The sequence below is a fragment of the Hydrogenophaga laconesensis genome, from assembly GCF_031457235.1.
GTDB classification, from domain to species: Bacteria; Pseudomonadota; Gammaproteobacteria; order Burkholderiales; family Burkholderiaceae_C; genus Hydrogenophaga; species Hydrogenophaga laconesensis.
Map to the genome: position 1 here is coordinate 112839 of NZ_JAVDWE010000005.1, position 16252 is coordinate 129090.

General features: G+C 63.1%; 16 protein-coding genes. 11 read left to right on the plus strand and 5 right to left on the minus strand.

From position 1 onward, the window contains the following. Positions 1-31: 31 nt before the first annotated feature. From J2X09_RS10775 to lptM, 4 genes are all read right to left on the minus strand, one after another. Entirely contained in the window at positions 32-742 is a 711-nt protein-coding gene (locus tag J2X09_RS10775) for an ABC transporter ATP-binding protein (RefSeq protein WP_204733425.1), read from the minus strand. Further along, a complete protein-coding gene (locus J2X09_RS10780) occupies positions 742-1524 on the minus strand; it encodes an ABC transporter ATP-binding protein (protein WP_204733426.1) in 783 nt (260 codons plus the stop codon). Before J2X09_RS10780 ends, J2X09_RS10775 begins: the two co-directional genes overlap by 1 nt. 220 nt (positions 1525-1744) lie before the next feature. Continuing rightward, a complete protein-coding gene (gene lysA / locus J2X09_RS10785; protein ID WP_204733427.1) occupies positions 1745-3034 on the minus strand; it encodes a diaminopimelate decarboxylase in 1290 nt (429 codons plus the stop codon). 26 nt (positions 3035-3060) lie between these two features. Further along, positions 3061-3222, minus strand: coding sequence for an LPS translocon maturation chaperone LptM (gene lptM, locus J2X09_RS10790; protein WP_204733428.1), 162 nt, complete (start codon positions 3220-3222; stop codon positions 3061-3063). Between the two features lie 63 nt (positions 3223-3285). Here lptM and cyaY point away from each other — a divergent pair, with 63 nt between their 5' ends. After that, positions 3286-3615 carry an iron donor protein CyaY gene (gene cyaY / locus J2X09_RS10795; protein WP_204733429.1) on the plus strand — a complete coding sequence of 110 codons (330 nt, stop codon included), beginning with the start codon at positions 3286-3288 and terminating at the stop codon, positions 3613-3615. Here the strand turns inward: cyaY and J2X09_RS10800 are convergent. After that, positions 3605-6028 (minus strand): penicillin-binding protein 1A, encoded by a 2424-nt coding sequence (locus J2X09_RS10800; protein ID WP_204733430.1) that lies wholly within the window; start codon positions 6026-6028, stop codon positions 3605-3607. The genes cyaY and J2X09_RS10800 overlap by 11 nt on opposite strands. A 267-nt stretch (positions 6029-6295) precedes the next feature. Between J2X09_RS10800 and J2X09_RS10805 the strand changes: the two genes are divergently transcribed. The 10 genes from J2X09_RS10805 to J2X09_RS10850 are packed head-to-tail and all read left to right on the plus strand — an operon-like array spanning position 6296 to position 16221. Then, a complete protein-coding gene (locus J2X09_RS10805) occupies positions 6296-7375 on the plus strand; it encodes a pilus assembly protein PilM (RefSeq protein ID WP_204733431.1) in 1080 nt (359 codons plus the stop codon). After that, positions 7372-7980 (plus strand): PilN domain-containing protein, encoded by a 609-nt coding sequence (locus tag J2X09_RS10810; RefSeq protein WP_204733432.1) that lies wholly within the window; start codon positions 7372-7374, stop codon positions 7978-7980. Before J2X09_RS10805 ends, J2X09_RS10810 begins: the two co-directional genes overlap by 4 nt. A 17-nt stretch (positions 7981-7997) precedes the next feature. Continuing rightward, positions 7998-8669: a type IV pilus inner membrane component PilO gene (locus J2X09_RS10815; protein ID WP_204733433.1), complete on the plus strand. Its 672-nt coding sequence runs from the start codon at positions 7998-8000 to the stop codon at positions 8667-8669. Continuing rightward, positions 8666-9220, plus strand: a complete 555-nt coding sequence (locus J2X09_RS10820; protein WP_204733434.1) for a pilus assembly protein PilP — start codon at positions 8666-8668, stop codon at positions 9218-9220. Before J2X09_RS10815 ends, J2X09_RS10820 begins: the two co-directional genes overlap by 4 nt. Further along, the gene (locus J2X09_RS10825) at positions 9217-11340 is read left to right on the plus strand and encodes a type IV pilus secretin PilQ (RefSeq protein ID WP_204733435.1); all 2124 of its coding nucleotides are present in this window, start codon (positions 9217-9219) and stop codon (positions 11338-11340) included. Before J2X09_RS10820 ends, J2X09_RS10825 begins: the two co-directional genes overlap by 4 nt. A 23-nt stretch (positions 11341-11363) precedes the next feature. After that, positions 11364-11897 (plus strand): shikimate kinase, encoded by a 534-nt coding sequence (locus tag J2X09_RS10830; protein ID WP_204733613.1) that lies wholly within the window; start codon positions 11364-11366, stop codon positions 11895-11897. Between the two features lie 45 nt (positions 11898-11942). After that, positions 11943-13070 (plus strand): 3-dehydroquinate synthase, encoded by a 1128-nt coding sequence (gene aroB, locus J2X09_RS10835; protein ID WP_204733436.1) that lies wholly within the window; start codon positions 11943-11945, stop codon positions 13068-13070. Beyond that, positions 13070-14260 carry a deoxyguanosinetriphosphate triphosphohydrolase gene (locus J2X09_RS10840; protein ID WP_204733437.1) on the plus strand — a complete coding sequence of 397 codons (1191 nt, stop codon included), beginning with the start codon at positions 13070-13072 and terminating at the stop codon, positions 14258-14260. Before aroB ends, J2X09_RS10840 begins: the two co-directional genes overlap by 1 nt. Beyond that, positions 14257-15468, plus strand: a complete 1212-nt coding sequence (locus J2X09_RS10845; RefSeq protein WP_204733438.1) for an MFS transporter — start codon at positions 14257-14259, stop codon at positions 15466-15468. The genes J2X09_RS10840 and J2X09_RS10845 overlap by 4 nt, the downstream gene beginning before the upstream one ends. A 60-nt stretch (positions 15469-15528) precedes the next feature. Continuing rightward, positions 15529-16221, plus strand: a complete 693-nt coding sequence (locus J2X09_RS10850; RefSeq protein WP_204733439.1) for a transposase — start codon at positions 15529-15531, stop codon at positions 16219-16221. Positions 16222-16252 lie beyond the last annotated feature (31 nt).

The window sequence follows — 16252 nt, forward strand, 5'->3', positions numbered from 1 at the left end:
GTGGTGGTGGAAGAAAGCGGGTGATGGCGGGTCAGACGCCGAGCAACTCGTGCAGAACGGGCATCTTTTCATTCAATTGGGACGCATCGAACTGTTCGACCATGCGACCATGCTCCATCACGTAGAAGCGGTCGGCCAGCGGTGCGGCAAAGCGGAAGTTCTGTTCCACCATGACGATGGTGTAGCCCTTGCTCTTGAGCGTCTTGATCATGCGGGCGAGGGCCTGCACGATCACAGGTGCCAGGCCCTCCGAGATTTCGTCGAGCAGCAGCAGGTGAGCGCCCGTGCGCAGGATCCGGGCCACGGCGAGCATCTGTTGTTCACCGCCTGACAAGCGCGTGCCCTGGCTGTGCCGGCGCTCGGCGAGGTTGGGAAACATTTCGTAGATGTCGTCCACCGACATGCCTTTGCCTGACCCCTTCAGGGCGGGGGGGAGCAGCAGGTTTTCTTCGCACGAAAGGCTGGCAAAAATGCCGCGTTCTTCGGGGCAGTAGCCAATGCCGTGGCGCGCGATGCGGTGCGTGGGCAGGTGAATGAGTTCCTGGCCATTGCTCTGGATCGAGCCTTTGCGCGATCCGGTGAGACCCAGAATGGCGCGCAATGTCGATGTCCGGCCTGCACCATTGCGCCCCAGGAGGGTGACCACTTCCCCCGGCTGCACCACCATGTCGACACCGTGCAGCACGTGCGATTCGCCGTACCAGGCCTGCAGATTCCGGATTTCCAGGGCGGGCGTGGCCATCAGTGCGCCCCCTGCAGTTGGCCGTCCGTGGTGCCCATGTAGGCCTCCATCACGGCGGGATTGCCCGACACTTCGGCATACGAGCCCTCGGCCAGCACGGCGCCGCGTTGCAGCACGGTGATGGTGTGGGCAATGTTGGACACCACGCCCATGTTGTGTTCGACCATCAGGATGGTGCGACCGGCCGCGACCTTCTTGATGAGTTGGGTCACGCGGTCCACGTCTTCGTGGCCCATGCCTTGTGTGGGCTCGTCCAGCAGCATCAGCTCGGGCTCCATGGCCAGCGTGGTGGCGATCTCCAGCGCTCGCTTGCGGCCGTAGGGCAGATTCACCGTGGTTTCACGCGCGAAATCCTGCAATCCGACTTCGGTCAGCAGGTGGTGTGCCTGTTCATTGAGCTGGTTGAGCGAACGTTCGCTCTTCCAGAAGTGGTAGGCCGTTCCCAGTTTGCGCTGCAGGCCCACGCGCACGTTCTCCAGCACACTCAGGTGGGGAAATACTGCCGAGATCTGAAACGAACGGATGATGCCGCGCCGCGCGATCTGCGCGGGCTGCTCTCGCGTGATGTCCTGCCCGTTGAAGAGGATCTGGCCCTGGGTGGGTTCCAGGAATTTGGTCAGCAGGTTGAAGCACGTTGTCTTGCCTGCGCCGTTGGGCCCGATCAGCGCGTGGATCGAGCCGCGCTGGACGCGCAGATTGACGTCATTGACGGCTGTGAAACCCTTGAAGGACTTGGTGAGCTGACGCGTTTCCAGAATGGTGTCGCTGGTCTTGTCGTGCATGGATTTGTGGGGCTTCCAGAGTGCTGTCGGGCCATGTTGCTGTGCACAAGTCGACGGATTCTGGAGGACTCGATCTGCATGGCCTATAGGTGCAAACACCGAGGGCATGAGCTCGTTCCGTTGCACCACAAGAGGGCACGCACAAGTCTGGCAAGGCTGCGTTGCAGATCGCCATCTTCACTGTGGTCATGGATGTCGCGCTTGAGAGCGCGCGAGCGGTTCAGAGCAGGCGTTCGAGCCGCGTCTGATCGGCCAGCGATTCGCGTGCACGAATCAGATGCGCCTGTGTGCCATCGACCAGCACCTCGGCCGCGCGGCCCCGCGTGTTGTAGTTGCTGGCCATGCTCATGCAGTACGCGCCGGCCGACAGGACCGCGAGAACGTCGCCGGGGTGCACCGCCAGCTCGCGGTCGCGGCCGATCCAGTCACCGCTCTCGCACACCGGGCCAACCACATCCCAGGTGGACGCCGTGGCATTGTTGCGCGGCACCACCGGCACGATGCGGTGAAAGGCCTGGTACATCGCTGGGCGCGGCAGGTCGTTCATCGCCGCGTCCACGATGAGGAAGTTCTTCTGTTCGCCGGGCTTGAGGTAGAGCACTTCGGTCAGGCACACACCCGCGTTGCCCACCAGCGATCGGCCTGGTTCGATGCAGATCTTGCGATCGCCGAACCCCCGCGCATCCATCCGTTGCAGCAGGGCTTGCCAGAGCACATCGGCTTCGGGGGGGGTGTCGCCCTGGTAGTCGATGCCGAGCCCTCCGCCAAAGTCGATGTGCTCGATGTGCACACCTGCGGCTTCGATCCGTTCCACCAGGTCGAGCACACGGTCCATGGCATCCACATAAGGCCCGGTCTGCGTGATCTGTGAGCCAATGTGGCAGTCAATACCCACCACCCGCAGGCCTTTGCAGGCGGCCGCATGCGTGTAGGTCGACAGCACGTCCTCATGTGCAATGCCGAACTTGTTGCCCTTGAGGCCGGTGGAAATATAGGGGTGGGTCTGTGCGTCCACGTTCGGGTTGACGCGCACGCTCACGGGTGCGCGCAGACCCATGTCACGGGCCACTTCGTCGAGAACGTCGAGCTCGGCGCGGCTTTCCACGTTGAAGCATCCGATGCCCACCTGGAGTGCCTGCCGCATTTCAGCGCGGGTCTTGCCCACCCCGGAAAAGATGACCCTGGATGGATCGATGCCCACCGCCAGTGCACGCTCCAGTTCGCCGCCGGACACGATGTCCAGGCCGCAGCCTGCACGCACGAGCGCCTGGAGGATCGCCAGCGACGAGTTGGCCTTCATCGCGTAACAGATCAGGTGCTCGCGGCCTGCGAGGCCGCGCTGGTAGGCCGCCAGCGCGCTGAGCATGGCCGCACGGCTGTACACGAAAAGTGGAGTGCCGTGCTCGTGGGCCAGCGCGGCCAGCGGAACACCCTCCACCATCAGTTGCTGATTCTGGTAGCTGACAAACGGGGGTAGCGTGGCGGCGGTCGGGCCGGCGAGGGTGGTCATGCGGATGCGGTGGGAGGCGCGGCCGTTCAGCGAGGCGCAGGTGGGGATGGGGGGGTGGACGGCGTGGTTTGAACGGAGCCGGGCTTCTTCTGCGCTTCGGGCGTGTCGGGCCCGGGAAGGTACAGCGGGCCCTTCTGTCCGCAGGCCGCCAGCATCAGGACGCCGAACAGGCTGGCGATGAAGGCCATGCGCCGTGAGGGGCTGCAGGCCCGACCTAGAATGCGTTTCAAACCAAACATCGACGCATTGTAATGACCGACATTGAGTACCAGGACCGTGCAGAGGCGCTGCTGCGCGCGGTCGAACTGGCCTGCGACCGCATCAACGACGACACCGACGCGGACATCGACAACCAGCGCGTCGGCGGCATGATCACCCTGACCTTCGCCAACCGCAGCCAGATTGTTGTCAACCTGCAGAAACCGCTGCATGAGGTGTGGATGGCCGCCCGTGCCGGTGGCTTTCACTACAGATTCGACGGCAGCGTCTGGATGGATACCAAGGGCCAGGGCGAATTCTTTGCACACCTGTCTCGTTGCGCGTCCGAGCAATCCGGGCAGCCGCTGAGCTTCAGTTCCTGAAAAGGTCGAGGATGCTGCGGCGCTCCTCGGTGGGTGCCGGCGGCCTGGTCACCGGAACGCCATTGGCGTCCAGCTCAGGCGGCGTGCCCACGGCGCCCGGCCAGGAATCTTGCAGGCCCAATCCGTGCACGCCCCGGCCCGGTCCGAACTCTTCGTAATACCATTCGCCGCCCACGTTGATCACGCCAGAGGGCGGGGTGTACGACGCCACGGGGACGCCTTTGAGGGCCTCCGTCATGAAGGTGATCCAGATGGGCAGGCTCAGGCCCCCACCCGTTTCCCGGCTGCCGAGGTTGCGCGGTGTGTCGTACCCCACCCAGGCGGCAGCGACCAGCGTGGGCTGGTAGCCCACGAACCAGGCATCAACGGCGTCGTTGGTGGTGCCGGTCTTGCCGTACAGGTCGGTGCGTTTCAGTGTGGCCTGAGCCCGTGCGGCAGTACCTGAGCGGGTGATTTCCTGGAGCAGGCTGTTCATGATGAAGGCGTTGCGCGGCTCGATCGCGCGTTGCTCTTCGTTCAAGGTCGCCTCCGGGGTTTCATACAGCACCTTGCCCTTGTGGTCGCTCACACGCGTGATGAGCGTGGGGGAGATGCGGTAGCCACCGTTGGCAAACACCGCGTAGCCGGTGGCCATCTGCATCGGCGTGACCGAACCCGCGCCCAGGGCCATCGTCAGGTAGGGGGGATGTTTGTCGGCATCGAAACCAAACCGCGACACCCATTGCTGGGCACTTTGTGTGCCCACCAGCTGGAGCACCCGGATGGATACCATGTTCTTCGACTTGGCCAGTGCCCGTCGAACCGACATGGGGCCCTCGAACTGACCGTCGTAGTTCTTCGGTTCCCACGGTTTGCCACCGGTTTCCCCTGCCGAGTAGAACAGTGGCGCGTCGTTGACGACCGTCATGGGCGTCACGCCTTTTTCCAGCGCGGCGGAGTAGATGAAGGGCTTGAAGCTGGAACCGGGCTGGCGCCAAGCCTGGGTCACGTGATTGAACTTGCTTTTCTGGAAATCGAACCCGCCAACCAGCGCGATCACCTGGCCCGTGCGCGGGTCGAGCGCGACAAAGGCCGACTCCACTTCGGGCAATTGCGTGATGCGCCAGACCTTAGGTGCTGTCTGCACGACACGGATCACGGCCCCGGGCCGGATCTTGATGTTGGGGCCTGCCTTGTCGGACAAGCCGGATTGCACGGGTTTGAGTCCTTCGCCCGTGATCTCGAAAGGCTCACCATCCTGGCGCACCGCGACCACCCTGCGTGCGTTGGCTTCCAGCACGACCGCAGACAGCAGGTCGTCGTTGTCCGGGCGATCGGTCAGCGCCTCGTCGATGGCCTCATCCCGGGCGGTTTTGTCTTCGGGCAGGTCGATGAACAGCTCCGGGCCACGGTAGAACTGTCGCCGCTCGTAGTCCAGCACACCCTGACGCACGGCGCGGTAGGCCGCGACTTGTTCACTGGACTTGATCGTGGTGGTCACCACGAGACCGCGCGTGTAAGCCTCTTCACCGTACTGGGAAACAATGGACTGGCGCACCATTTCGGCCACGAACTCGGCGTGCGGGCGATTCGAAGGGTTCACCACCCGCAGTTTGAGTTGCTCGGCCTTGGCCTCTTCTGCCTGTGCGGCGGTGATGAAGCCGTTTTCCACCATGCGGTCGATGATGTGAAGCTGCCGCGCGCGCGCGCGGCGCGGATTTCTGACCGGGTTGTAGGCAGACGGGGCCTGGGGCAGGCCCGCCAGCATGGCAGCTTCCGCAATCGAGACGTCCTTGAGGGACTTGCCGAAGTAGATCTGGGATGCTGCCGAGAAACCATAGGCGCGCTGACCCAGGAAGATCTGGTTCATATAGATCTCCAGGATCTGCTCCTTGGTCAGCATGTGTTCCAGCTTGAAAGTCAGCAGTACCTCGTAGATCTTGCGGGTATAGCTTTTCTCTGCGGAAAGGTAGACGTTGCGGGCTACCTGCATGGTGATGGTGGAGGCACCCTGGCTCTTGGCCTGCCGCAGGTTCGCCAGAGCCGCGCGCATCATGCCGCGATAGTCGACGCCGTTGTGCTCGAAGAAGCGAGCATCCTCGATCGCCAGAACGGCGTTCTTCATGACCTCGGGAATCTCGTTGATCGTGAGCAGGTTGCGCCGCTCTTCGCCGAACTCGCCAAGCAGGGCGCCATCAGCGGAAATCACCCGCAGTGGCAGCTTGGGGCGGTAGTCGGCCAATCCCGCCACTTCGGGCAGATTGGGATAGGCCACTGCCAGCGCGATGCCCACCGCCATCAGCACGCACGCAACACCCGCCACCGCCAGTCCGGCCAGACCCACCACCAAGCGACCAGCCCAGATGAGTGCGCGTCGCCCAGTCAATACTGACGTGTCAGAGGAGCTGGACGGAGAAGTGTCTTTTTTGGGCATGCAATCGTTCGGAGCCGGAGCCGGCAATTATAAAAATCGGGATGCCGGGCGAAAACGGCCCGTCCGGCATATTGTGAGTTGTTGTGAATTTCCCGGCCAATCGGCCGATGAAGCGTTGAGCGGTGGGTCCAGAATACGTCGGGTTTTGACAACGTTTCACTTTGTCTCAAAGGCAAAAAATCTTTACTGGACAAAGGGCTTACTGCTAGCATTCAAGTGAATTCTTAAGTTTGGCGATACCTTTCGCCGTCATTTTTGGGGGCCACCTTGAGCTCATTGGGGTCGTTATTCAGCCGTGAACCGGCGCCGTTGCTCGGCATTGATATCAGCTCCTCCAGCGTCAAGCTGGTGGAGTTGAGCCGCAACCGGGCGGGCGATCTGGTGCTCGAACGCTGCGCCATGGAGCCCCTGGAGCGTGGCTGGATCACCGACGGCAACATCGAGAAGTTTGACGAGGTCGCCGAAGCGGTGCGGCGCGTGGTCCGCAAGAGTGGCAGCCGGACGAAAAACGTGGCGCTCGCGCTGCCTGCGTCGGCGGTGATCACCAAGAAGATCATTCTGCCGGGCGGTCTCTCGGAAAAGGAACTTGAGGCCCAGGTCGAATCGGAAGCCAACCAGTACATTCCCTTCTCGCTCGATGAGGTGAGCCTGGACTTCTGCGTCATTGGCCCCAGCGCCAATTCCGTGGGCGATGTCGAGGTGCTGATTGCCGCGTCCCGCAAGGAGAAAGTGTCGGATCGTCAGGGCCTGGCGGAAGCGGCCGGGCTGAAACCGGTTGTGATGGATGTGGAGTCCTACGCATCCCGCATGGCAGCTGGCCGGGTCATCGAGACGCTGCCCAACCAGGGCGTGGATTCTCTGGTCGCTCTCTTCGAAGTCGGGGCATTGACCACCAGCATGCAGGTGATGCGCAACGACGACGTGCTGTACGAGCGCGACCAGGCTTTTGGTGGCGCGCAGCTGACGCAGCTTATCGTGCGCCAGTACGGTTTTTCCTCCGACGAAGCAGAGGCCAAGAAGCGTTCGGGCGATCTGCCGGATGATTACCGTGCCGCAGTGCTCGATCCCTTCATCGAAAGCATGGCGCAGGAAGTGGGTCGAGCGCTCCAGTTCTTCTTCACCAGCACGCCCTACAACAAGGTCGATCACATCCTGCTGGCGGGGGGGAGTGCGGCGCTGCCGGGCTTGACCGAGGCCGTGACCCATCAGACGTCCTTCGCCTGCATGGTGATCAATCCCTTTGATGCGATGGAGATGGCCTCCTCTGTACAGGCGCGCAAGATGTCCCGTGAAGCGCCGTCTTACCTGACCTCTACCGGCCTTGCCCTGCGGAGGTTCTACCAATGATCCTGATCAACCTGCTGCCTCACCGCGAGGCGGCCCGCAAGCGGCAGAAGGACCAGTTCTTCACCCAGCTCGGCCTGTCGGTCTTGCTGGGTGGCGTGATCTGCGGCGCCATCTTTACCTGGTACCAGGGCCAGATTTCCTCGCAGCAGGAGCGCAACCTGTTTCTGCAGGGCGAGATCGCCAAGCTCGATAACGAAATCAAGGACATCGCCAACCTGCAACGCGAAATCGCCTCACTGCGTGCGCGTCAGACGGCCGTGGAGAACCTGCAGGGCGACCGCAATCTGCCCGTGCATCTTCTGGATGAGCTGGTGGCCCAATTGCCCGATGGCATTTTCCTTACCAGCATGAAGCAGGAGGATCAGAGCGTGCTGCTCGTGGGTGTGGCCCAGTCTCAGGAGCGCGTGTCCGATCTGCTGCGCAACCTGTCGAACAACAGTCCCTGGCTGGTGCGTCCTGAGCTGGTGGAAATCGTGGCGGCTCAGGCCAATGCGGGCAACCGTGACCAACGCCGGGTGTCGAACTTCTCGATCCGTGTTTCGTTGAAGCGTCCTTCCGCTACGCCTGCACCGGGCGCCTCTGCTGCCGCGCCAGGCAAGGTCTGAACAAGGGACAGCGCAAGATGGCCAAGACGCCCAAGATCGATGTGGATTTCAAGGGAATCCAGGACAAGCTCAAAGCCCAGTTCACCGGACTGGATCCGAACGACCCGTCGCAATGGCCGGGTTTGCCCCGTAACCTGTTGTTTGTGGCCGTTTGTGCGGCCGTTGTTGCGGCGCTGTGGTTCGCCTGGCTCAAGAATTCCGATGAAGAGTTGATCGCAGAGAAAGCGCGGGAAGAACAACTTCGCGAGGATTACCGCAAGAAGCTGGTGCAGGCCGTCAATCTGGACGCCCTGCGGAAGCAGCTCGAGCAGGTGCAGCAGTATGTGACACAGCTCGAGAAGCAGCTGCCGAGCAAGGCGGAAATGGATGCCTTGCTGTCTGACATCAACCAGGCTGGCCTTGGGCGCAGCTTGCAGTTCGAGGTGTTCCGTCCCGGGCAGGTGAGCGTAAAGGAGTACTACGCAGAGTTGCCGATCACAGTGCGCGTGACCGGCACTTACCACGATATCGGCCTGTTTGCTGCGGATATCGCCAACCTCTCGCGCATCGTCACCTTGAACAACATGACGCTGACGCCCATCAAGGACCGTGAGGGCGTGCTGATCCTGGATTGCACCGCCAAGACGTTCCGCTATCTGGATCAGGACGAAGTGGCCGCACAACAACGGGCATCGGGAGCCAAGAAATGATGCACGGTCGATGGATTCCCACTGTGGCGGGTCTTCTGCTGACCGGCTTGCTGACTGCCTGTACTTCGTCGGGCCAGGATGAGTTGCAGGTCTGGATGCAGACCGAGCGCAACTCGATCAAGCCGTCCGTGCAACCGATTCCGGAGCCGACGAAGTTCGTGCCGCAGGCGTATCTGGGCGAGCGCATGACGCAGCCCTTCAGCAGCGAGAAGATGGCCATCATGATGCGGGGCAGCCAGGTGGCGCCGGTGGCGAATGCCGCGCTCATCGAGCCCGAGCTGAATCGCCGCAAGCAGCCGCTGGAAGCCTACCCGCTGGACACCATGTCGATGGTGGGCAGCCTTAACCGGGATGGCAAGCTCGTTGCGCTCGTGAAGGTGGACAGCCTGCTGTACCAGGTTCGGCCAGGCAACTACCTGGGCCAGAACTACGGACGTGTCACCCGCATCACCGAAACCGAGGTGGTGATGCGCGAGATCGTGCAGGACTCAGCAGGGGAATGGATCGAGCGCGCTGCGGCGTTGCAGTTACAAGAGGATGCTTCTAAATGAACAAGCCAAAAAGGGCAACCGGATTCGCAGCCATCGGGCGGGGGGCGCTTAAAGGGGCGGTGCTGGCATGCATGACGCTGTCGGCCGTCTGGGCGCAGGCACAGAACGCGATCCAATCGATTTCGGGCGGCATACAGGGTGGTGTGGAGGTGGTTCGCATCAACACCTCGGCGCCCTTGGCCGCATTGCCGACGGGCTTCACCATCCAGGCGCCCGCGCGCATTGCACTGGACTTTCCTGGCGTGGCCAACGCGATCGGCCGCAGCGCGGTCGACATCAACGAAGGCAACCTGCGATCCGCCAACGTGGTGCAGGCCGGTGACCGTACCCGTGTCGTCATCAACCTGAAGCAGGCGGCCGCCTACGAGGCCAGGATCGAAGGCAATACGCTGCTCGTGGTGCTGGAGCGGGCGCAGCCGGTTTCAGCGACCACCACACCGCCCTCTGCATTTGCGGAGAACCGCAACCGTGATGTGGCTGCGCTGAGGGACATTGATTTCCGCCGTGGTGCTGGCAATGCCGGGCGTGTGGTGGTCGAGCTGGCCAACAACCAGGTGGGTGTCGACATACGGCAGCAAGGCCAGAATCTGGTGGTCGAATTCCTCAAGACATCCTTGCCGGAAGGTCTGCGCCGCCGGCTGGACGTGACGGACTTCGGTACGCCTATCCAGACCATCACAACCTCGCAGGCCGGGGACCGTGTGCGGATGGTGGTGGCACCGACTGGCAACTGGGAGCACTCCGCTTACCAGAGCGACAACCAGTTCGTGCTGGAGGTGCGCGAGCAGAAGATCGACTCCTCCAAGCTGACGCAGGGTCCCGGCTACAACGGTGAGAAGCTGTCGCTGAACTTCCAGAACATCGAGGTGCGCTCGCTGTTGCAGGTCATCGCGGACTTCACCAACTTCAACATCGTGACGTCCGACTCCGTGAGTGGGGCTGTCACGCTGCGCCTGAAAGACGTTCCCTGGGATCAGGCGCTGGACATCATCATGCAGGCCAAGGGCCTGGGCATGCGCAAGTCCGGCAACGTGCTCTGGATTGCGCCGAAGGACGAGATCGCCGCACGCGAGAAGCAGGAGCTGGAGTCCAAGGCCTCTATCGAGAGCCTGGAGACGTTGCGCACGCAGGGCTTCCAGATGAACTACGCCAAGGCGGCCGACATTGCGGCGCAGCTGGTCTCAACCGGATCCAGTTCGGGGACATCCAATACGGCCAGTGCCCGAATCCTGTCCGAGCGCGGCAGCGTGATCTCCGAGCCGCGAACCAACCAGCTGTTCGTGACCGACATTCCCTCCCGTCTGGAGCAGGTGCAGGACCTGATCCGCCGTCTCGATATTCCGATTCGTCAGGTGATGATTGAGGCGCGCATCGTCGAGGCCGACGACACTTTCGGCAAGTCACTGGGCGTGCGTCTGGGTGGCGGTGTCCGTGGGTTCGGCGTGGGCTCCGTCAATGGCAACCAGGTGCAAGGTAACTTCGGTTCCACGTATGGGGCTGTGACCACCGCGCCGACGTTGACATCGGCCCCGTTCGTGAACCTGCCGGCCAACCCCAGCAGTGCGCAGGCGGCTTCATATGCCCTGTCGCTGTTCAGCCCCAACGCATCGCGCTTCCTGAGCCTCGAAATCTCTGCGCTCGAATCGGACGGCAAGGGTCGTATCGTGTCGAGCCCGCGTGTGGTCACCGCCGATCAGGTGAAGGCGCTCATCGAGCAGGGTACGGAGTTTCCCTACCAGACGGCCACCTCCAGCGGTGCCACAGCGATTGCCTTCCGCAAGGCCAATCTGAAGCTGGAAGTGACCCCGCAGATCACCCCCGAGGGCAACATCATTCTGGACCTGGACATCAACAAGGACAGCCGCGGTGAATCGACGCCGGATGGCATCGCCATCAACACCAAGCACGTGCAGACGCAGGTGCTGGTCGAGAACGGCGGTACGGTGGTGATCGGCGGTATCTTCGAGCAGACCGAGCGCGACGAGGTCAACAAGGTGCCGCTGCTGGGTGACCTCCCCGCCGTGGGCAACCTGTTCAAGTCGCGCAACCGCATCGCGAACAAGTCCGAGCTCCTGATCTTCATCACGCCACGTGTGCTGGGGCGCTCGGCCATCAATTGAGCAGCGGTTCATCGAGTTTCCTGATCGGCTTGCCAGGTTCCGGCAAGTCGACGGTTGGGCGGCAACTGGCCCGGCGTCTCGCTCTCCCTTTTTTCGATTCCGACCATGTGATCGAGCAGCGTCTGGGCTGTTCGATCCGTGAGTTCTTCGAACGGGAGGGCGAGTCCCGTTTTCGCGACATCGAGGCGTCGGTTATCGACGAGTTGACGCAAGGGCCTGCGTCGATCGTGTCCACGGGTGGGGGCTCGGTTCTGAGACCCGAAAACCGCGAGCGGCTGCACCAGCGGGGCAGGGTGTTCTACCTGAAGTCCACGCCGGAAGAGGTGTACCGTCGGCTGCGATACGACCGCAACCGGCCCTTGCTTCAGGTGGAAGACCCGCTGCAGCGGGTGCGCGACCTGTTCGAGGTGCGCGACCCGCTGTACCGGGAGACGGCGCATTTCATCATCGAAACCGGGCGCCCTTCGGTGGCGACACTGGTCAACATGATCGTGATGCAACTGGAAGTGGGTGGCGATGTACCGCCCACACCTCCACCCCCTTTGTCCAGGCCTTAGCCTGGCGCAGGCGGCACCGACGCGTACCGAATAAACTCGGTGCCCATGACTTCACAGCAGCACAGCGCCTTGCAGACTCAGCAGGTGGACATCGATCTGGGCGATCGCAGCTACGGCATTCTGATCGGTTCGGGCGTGCTGGATGCCCAGGAAAGTTACGCTGGCCTGCCACGTGCCGCCAGCGCGATGATTGTTACCAACACGACCGTGGCGCCCTTGTACCGGGACCGCCTCGCCGAGGTCCTGAGGCCGGCCTATGCATCCATCCACACGGTGGTGCTGCCCGACGGCGAAGCCTACAAAACCTGGGAATCGCTCAATCTCATCTTCGACGCCTTGCTGTCCCACGGCTGCGACCGCAAGACCGTGCTGTTCGCGCTGGGCGGTGGTGTGGTGGGTGACATGACGGGCTTTGCCGCCGCGAGCTACATGCGCGGCATCCCTTTCGTCCAGGTGCCGACCACGCTGCTGGCGCAGGTGGACTCATCGGTGGGCGGCAAGACCGCGATCAACCACCCTCTGGGCAAGAACATGATCGGGGCCTTCTATCAGCCCCAGCGCGTGTTGTGCGATCTCGACGTCCTCAAGACCTTGCCCGATCGTGAACTCAGTGCGGGGCTCGCCGAGATCATCAAGTACGGCCCCATTGCGGATATGGGCTTCCTGGACTGGATCGAAGCCAGCATGGATGCCCTCATGGCCCGCGAGGCGCAGGCGCTGGCCTTCGCAGTGCGCCGCAGTTGCGAGATCAAGGCACTGGTGGTGGGCCAGGACGAACGGGAATCGGGCATGCGTGCGATCCTCAACTTCGGCCACACCTTCGGTCACGCCATCGAAGCAGGCATGGGCTACGGTGCCTGGCTGCACGGCGAGGCAGTGGGTTGCGGCATGGTCATGGCCGCGCGACTTTCCGCCGCCCTGGATCTGGTGGATGCGGCTTTTGTCGAGCGCCTCACGAGGCTGGTGAGCCGCGCTGGCTTGCCGACAGTGGCGCCGGTGCTGGACAAGCAAGACAACGTGGCACGCTACCTGGAGCTCATGAGGGTGGACAAGAAGTCGGAAGGTGGATTGATCAAATTTGTTGTGATCGACCAACCTGGCCATGCCACCATGCGCAGCGCTCCCGACGCTCTGGTGGCGCAGGTGATCGAAACCAGCTGCCAGGCGGCGTGATGACCGTATCGCCCGCTGCACCGCGCCCCGGGTTGGCGGCTTGTGCGAGCGATCCGGCCCACAGCCGAGGCCGGCGCCACCTCGAACCCGAAGCACCCACGCGCACTGCATTCCAGCGCGACCGGGACCGTGTGATCCACTCCACCGCGTTCAGGCGCCTGGTCTACAAAACCCAGGTCTTTCTCAACCATGAAGGTGATCTGTTCCGCACCCGGCTCACCCACTCGCTGGAGGTGGCCCAACTGGGCCGCAGCATCGCTCGATCGCTGCAGCTGAATGAGGATCTGGTGGAGGCCATTGCGCTGGCGCACGACCTCGGGCATACGCCGTTCGGGCATGCGGGCCAGGATGCGCTCAACACATGCCTCAAGGCGGCGGGGCACACGGCGCCGGATGAAACGGACGGCAACTGGGGGTTCGAGCACAACCTGCAGAGTCTGCGCGTGGTGGATGAACTGGAGGAGCGCTACCCGGCATTCGATGGGCTGAACCTGTGTTTCGAGACCCGGGAAGGCATCCTCAAGCACTGTTCCCGTGCCAATGCTCAGCGGCTGGAACAACAGGAACCCGGGGGGGTGGCGTCGAGGTTCCTGCATGGCGGCTCGCCCTCGCTCGAGGCCCAACTGTGCAACCTCGCGGATGAAATCGCCTACAACGCCCACGACATCGATGATGGGGTGCGATCGGGTCTTCTCACGCTCGATCAGATGGCCGACGTCGAACTGTTCGAGCACTACCATCGTGCAGCGCTGAAGGCACACCCGCAACTGCAGGGCCGACGGGTCCTGTTCGAGTCCATCCGCTTGATGCTCAGCGACCAGGTCTATGACGTGATCGACACCACGCGCGCACGCATCGCCGCCGCCGAGGTGGCCAGTGCAGAAGCCGTGCGCAGCCAGTCCCTTCTGGTCGGATTTTCAGACGAGATGAGGCACCGCTCGCGGCTGTTGAAAGCCTTTCTTTTCCGGAACCTCTATCGGCATCCGCAAGTGATGGAGACCACGGATCGCGCGCGGCGCGTGGTCTGCGATCTTTTCGAGTGCTACATGAACGCGCCTGAGGCCCTGCCCGAGGCGCATGGGCGCAAGCAGCATCTGGCCAGGGCAGTGGCCGACTACATCGCCGGCATGACGGACCGATTTGCCATTCGGGAACACGAGCGCCTTTGTGGCGCCGTGCTGTTTCCGTGACGGCACCGAACAGGCTTGGCCCCAGGCCCTTGGCGGCGCTGGTCGTCGCGGTCGGTGTGACCTGCGCCTTGCATGTGGGCAAGCTGCCGGTCGCCATCCCGGTGTTGCGCGACAGCCTGGGCTTGAGCCTGGTGCAAGCGGGCTTTCTGCTGTCGCTGGTTCAGCTTGCTGGCATGACGCTGGGACTGGTGGTGGGGCTGATGGCGGATCGGTTGGGGCCCAGGCGTGTGATGCTGGCCGGGCTGATGCTGCTGGCCGCAGGCAGTGCGTTGGGAGCGCTGGCGCCCAATGTGCACGTGTTGCTGATCACTCGCGTGCTGGAGGGCATGGGATTTCTGTCTGCGGTCCTGCCCGCACCTGGACTTCTGCGGCAACGTGTGCACCACGGTCCCACCTTGTCACGATCCCTGGGTTGGTGGGGGGCGTACATGCCTCTGGGCACATCGCTCGCCCTGCTGCTGGGTGTACCGCTGCTTGCAACGCTGGGCTGGCGCTGGGCCTGGGTACTGCTGGCCCTGTTGTCGTTGATGGCGGCGGCCGGTCTGGCGAAATGGGTGGCCCCGGATGATCAGTTTCAACCGGCTTCCACAACGGATTCGCGCAGCGCTGCGCTCGGTCCCAGGCTCCGCCGCACGTTGCAGTCACCGGGTCCATGGCTGACGGCGTTGGCTTTCTTCCTGTATTCGGGCCAATGGCTGGCGGTTGTGGGTTTCCTGCCCACGATCTACCACCAGGCCGGGTATGCCGGCTCCACCGTGGCCGTGCTCAGCGCGCTGGCGGCCGGTATCAACATGGTGGGCAACATCGGCGCTGGCTGGTGGCTGGCGCGGGGAGCCCGGCCTGGCATGGTGCTCACGCTGGCGTATCTGACCATGGGCCTGGGGGCTTGGGTGGCGTTCGCTGCGGTCGGGCATCCGGTCTGGCAATACCTGGCCGTGCTGGCATTTTCAGGTGTGGGTGGCTTGATTCCAGGAACCCTGTTCGGGTTGGCGGTCAAGCTTGCCCCCGACAGCGAAACCGTGTCCACCACGGTGGGCTGGATGCAGCAGTTCTCTGCACTGGGGCAGTTCCTGGGTCCACCCCTCGTGGCCTGGGTCGCCACGGTGGTAGGCGGCTGGCATTGGACGTGGACCGTCACCGGTGCTTCCTCGCTGCTCGGCATTCTGCTGGCAGGCCGCCTGCAGGCCGAATGGCGCTCGCGGCCTTGAGCCGCATCCATAATCGGGGTCGGATTACTATGCGGGGCTCCACGGCGCCCCGCGATCATCATGGCCCGTCTCCCTCGCCTCACCGTTGCTGGCTACCCTCATCACGTCATCCAGCGTGGCAACAACCGCCAGGCCATCGTGAAAAGCGATGCGGATCGCGAGTTCCTGTTGGAACTGCTGGGCGAAAACGCCAAGCAGCATCGGGTGGCGCTCAACGCCTATGCGTTGATGGACAACCATTTCCATCTGCTGCTCACGCCGGAGACAGCCGACGGCGTGCCAATGATGATGCAGTCGGTCGGACGGCGCTATGTGCGCCACTTCAACGACTTGCACTCGCGCACGGGGACTTTGTGGGAGGGGCGCTACAGGTCGACGCTGGTGCAGGCGGAACGCTATCTGCTCGCCTGCATGGTCTACATGGATCTCAATCCCGTGCGAGCCGGCATCGTGGCAGACCCGCGCGAACATCCCTGGTCCAGCCACCGCCACTACATCGGCCAGCTGATTGACCGGAGGGTTACGCCGCCTTCGTTGTACTGGAGTCTCGGCAACACGCCCTTTGCGCGCGAGGCGGCGTACACCGAATTGGTGCGGGCGGGGCAGTCCGCGACCCAGCAAGGCGCCATCACCGACGCGACCCTGCACGGTTGGGCCCTGGGTGATGAAGACTTCTCGGCTGCTTTGCAGAAGCGCACGCCACGCCGTGTCGCAAAAGCGCGGGCGGGTCGCCCGTTGTCTGCTCCCCGCTGAGAAAGATCAGGATTTGCGTCCTGTGTCTGCG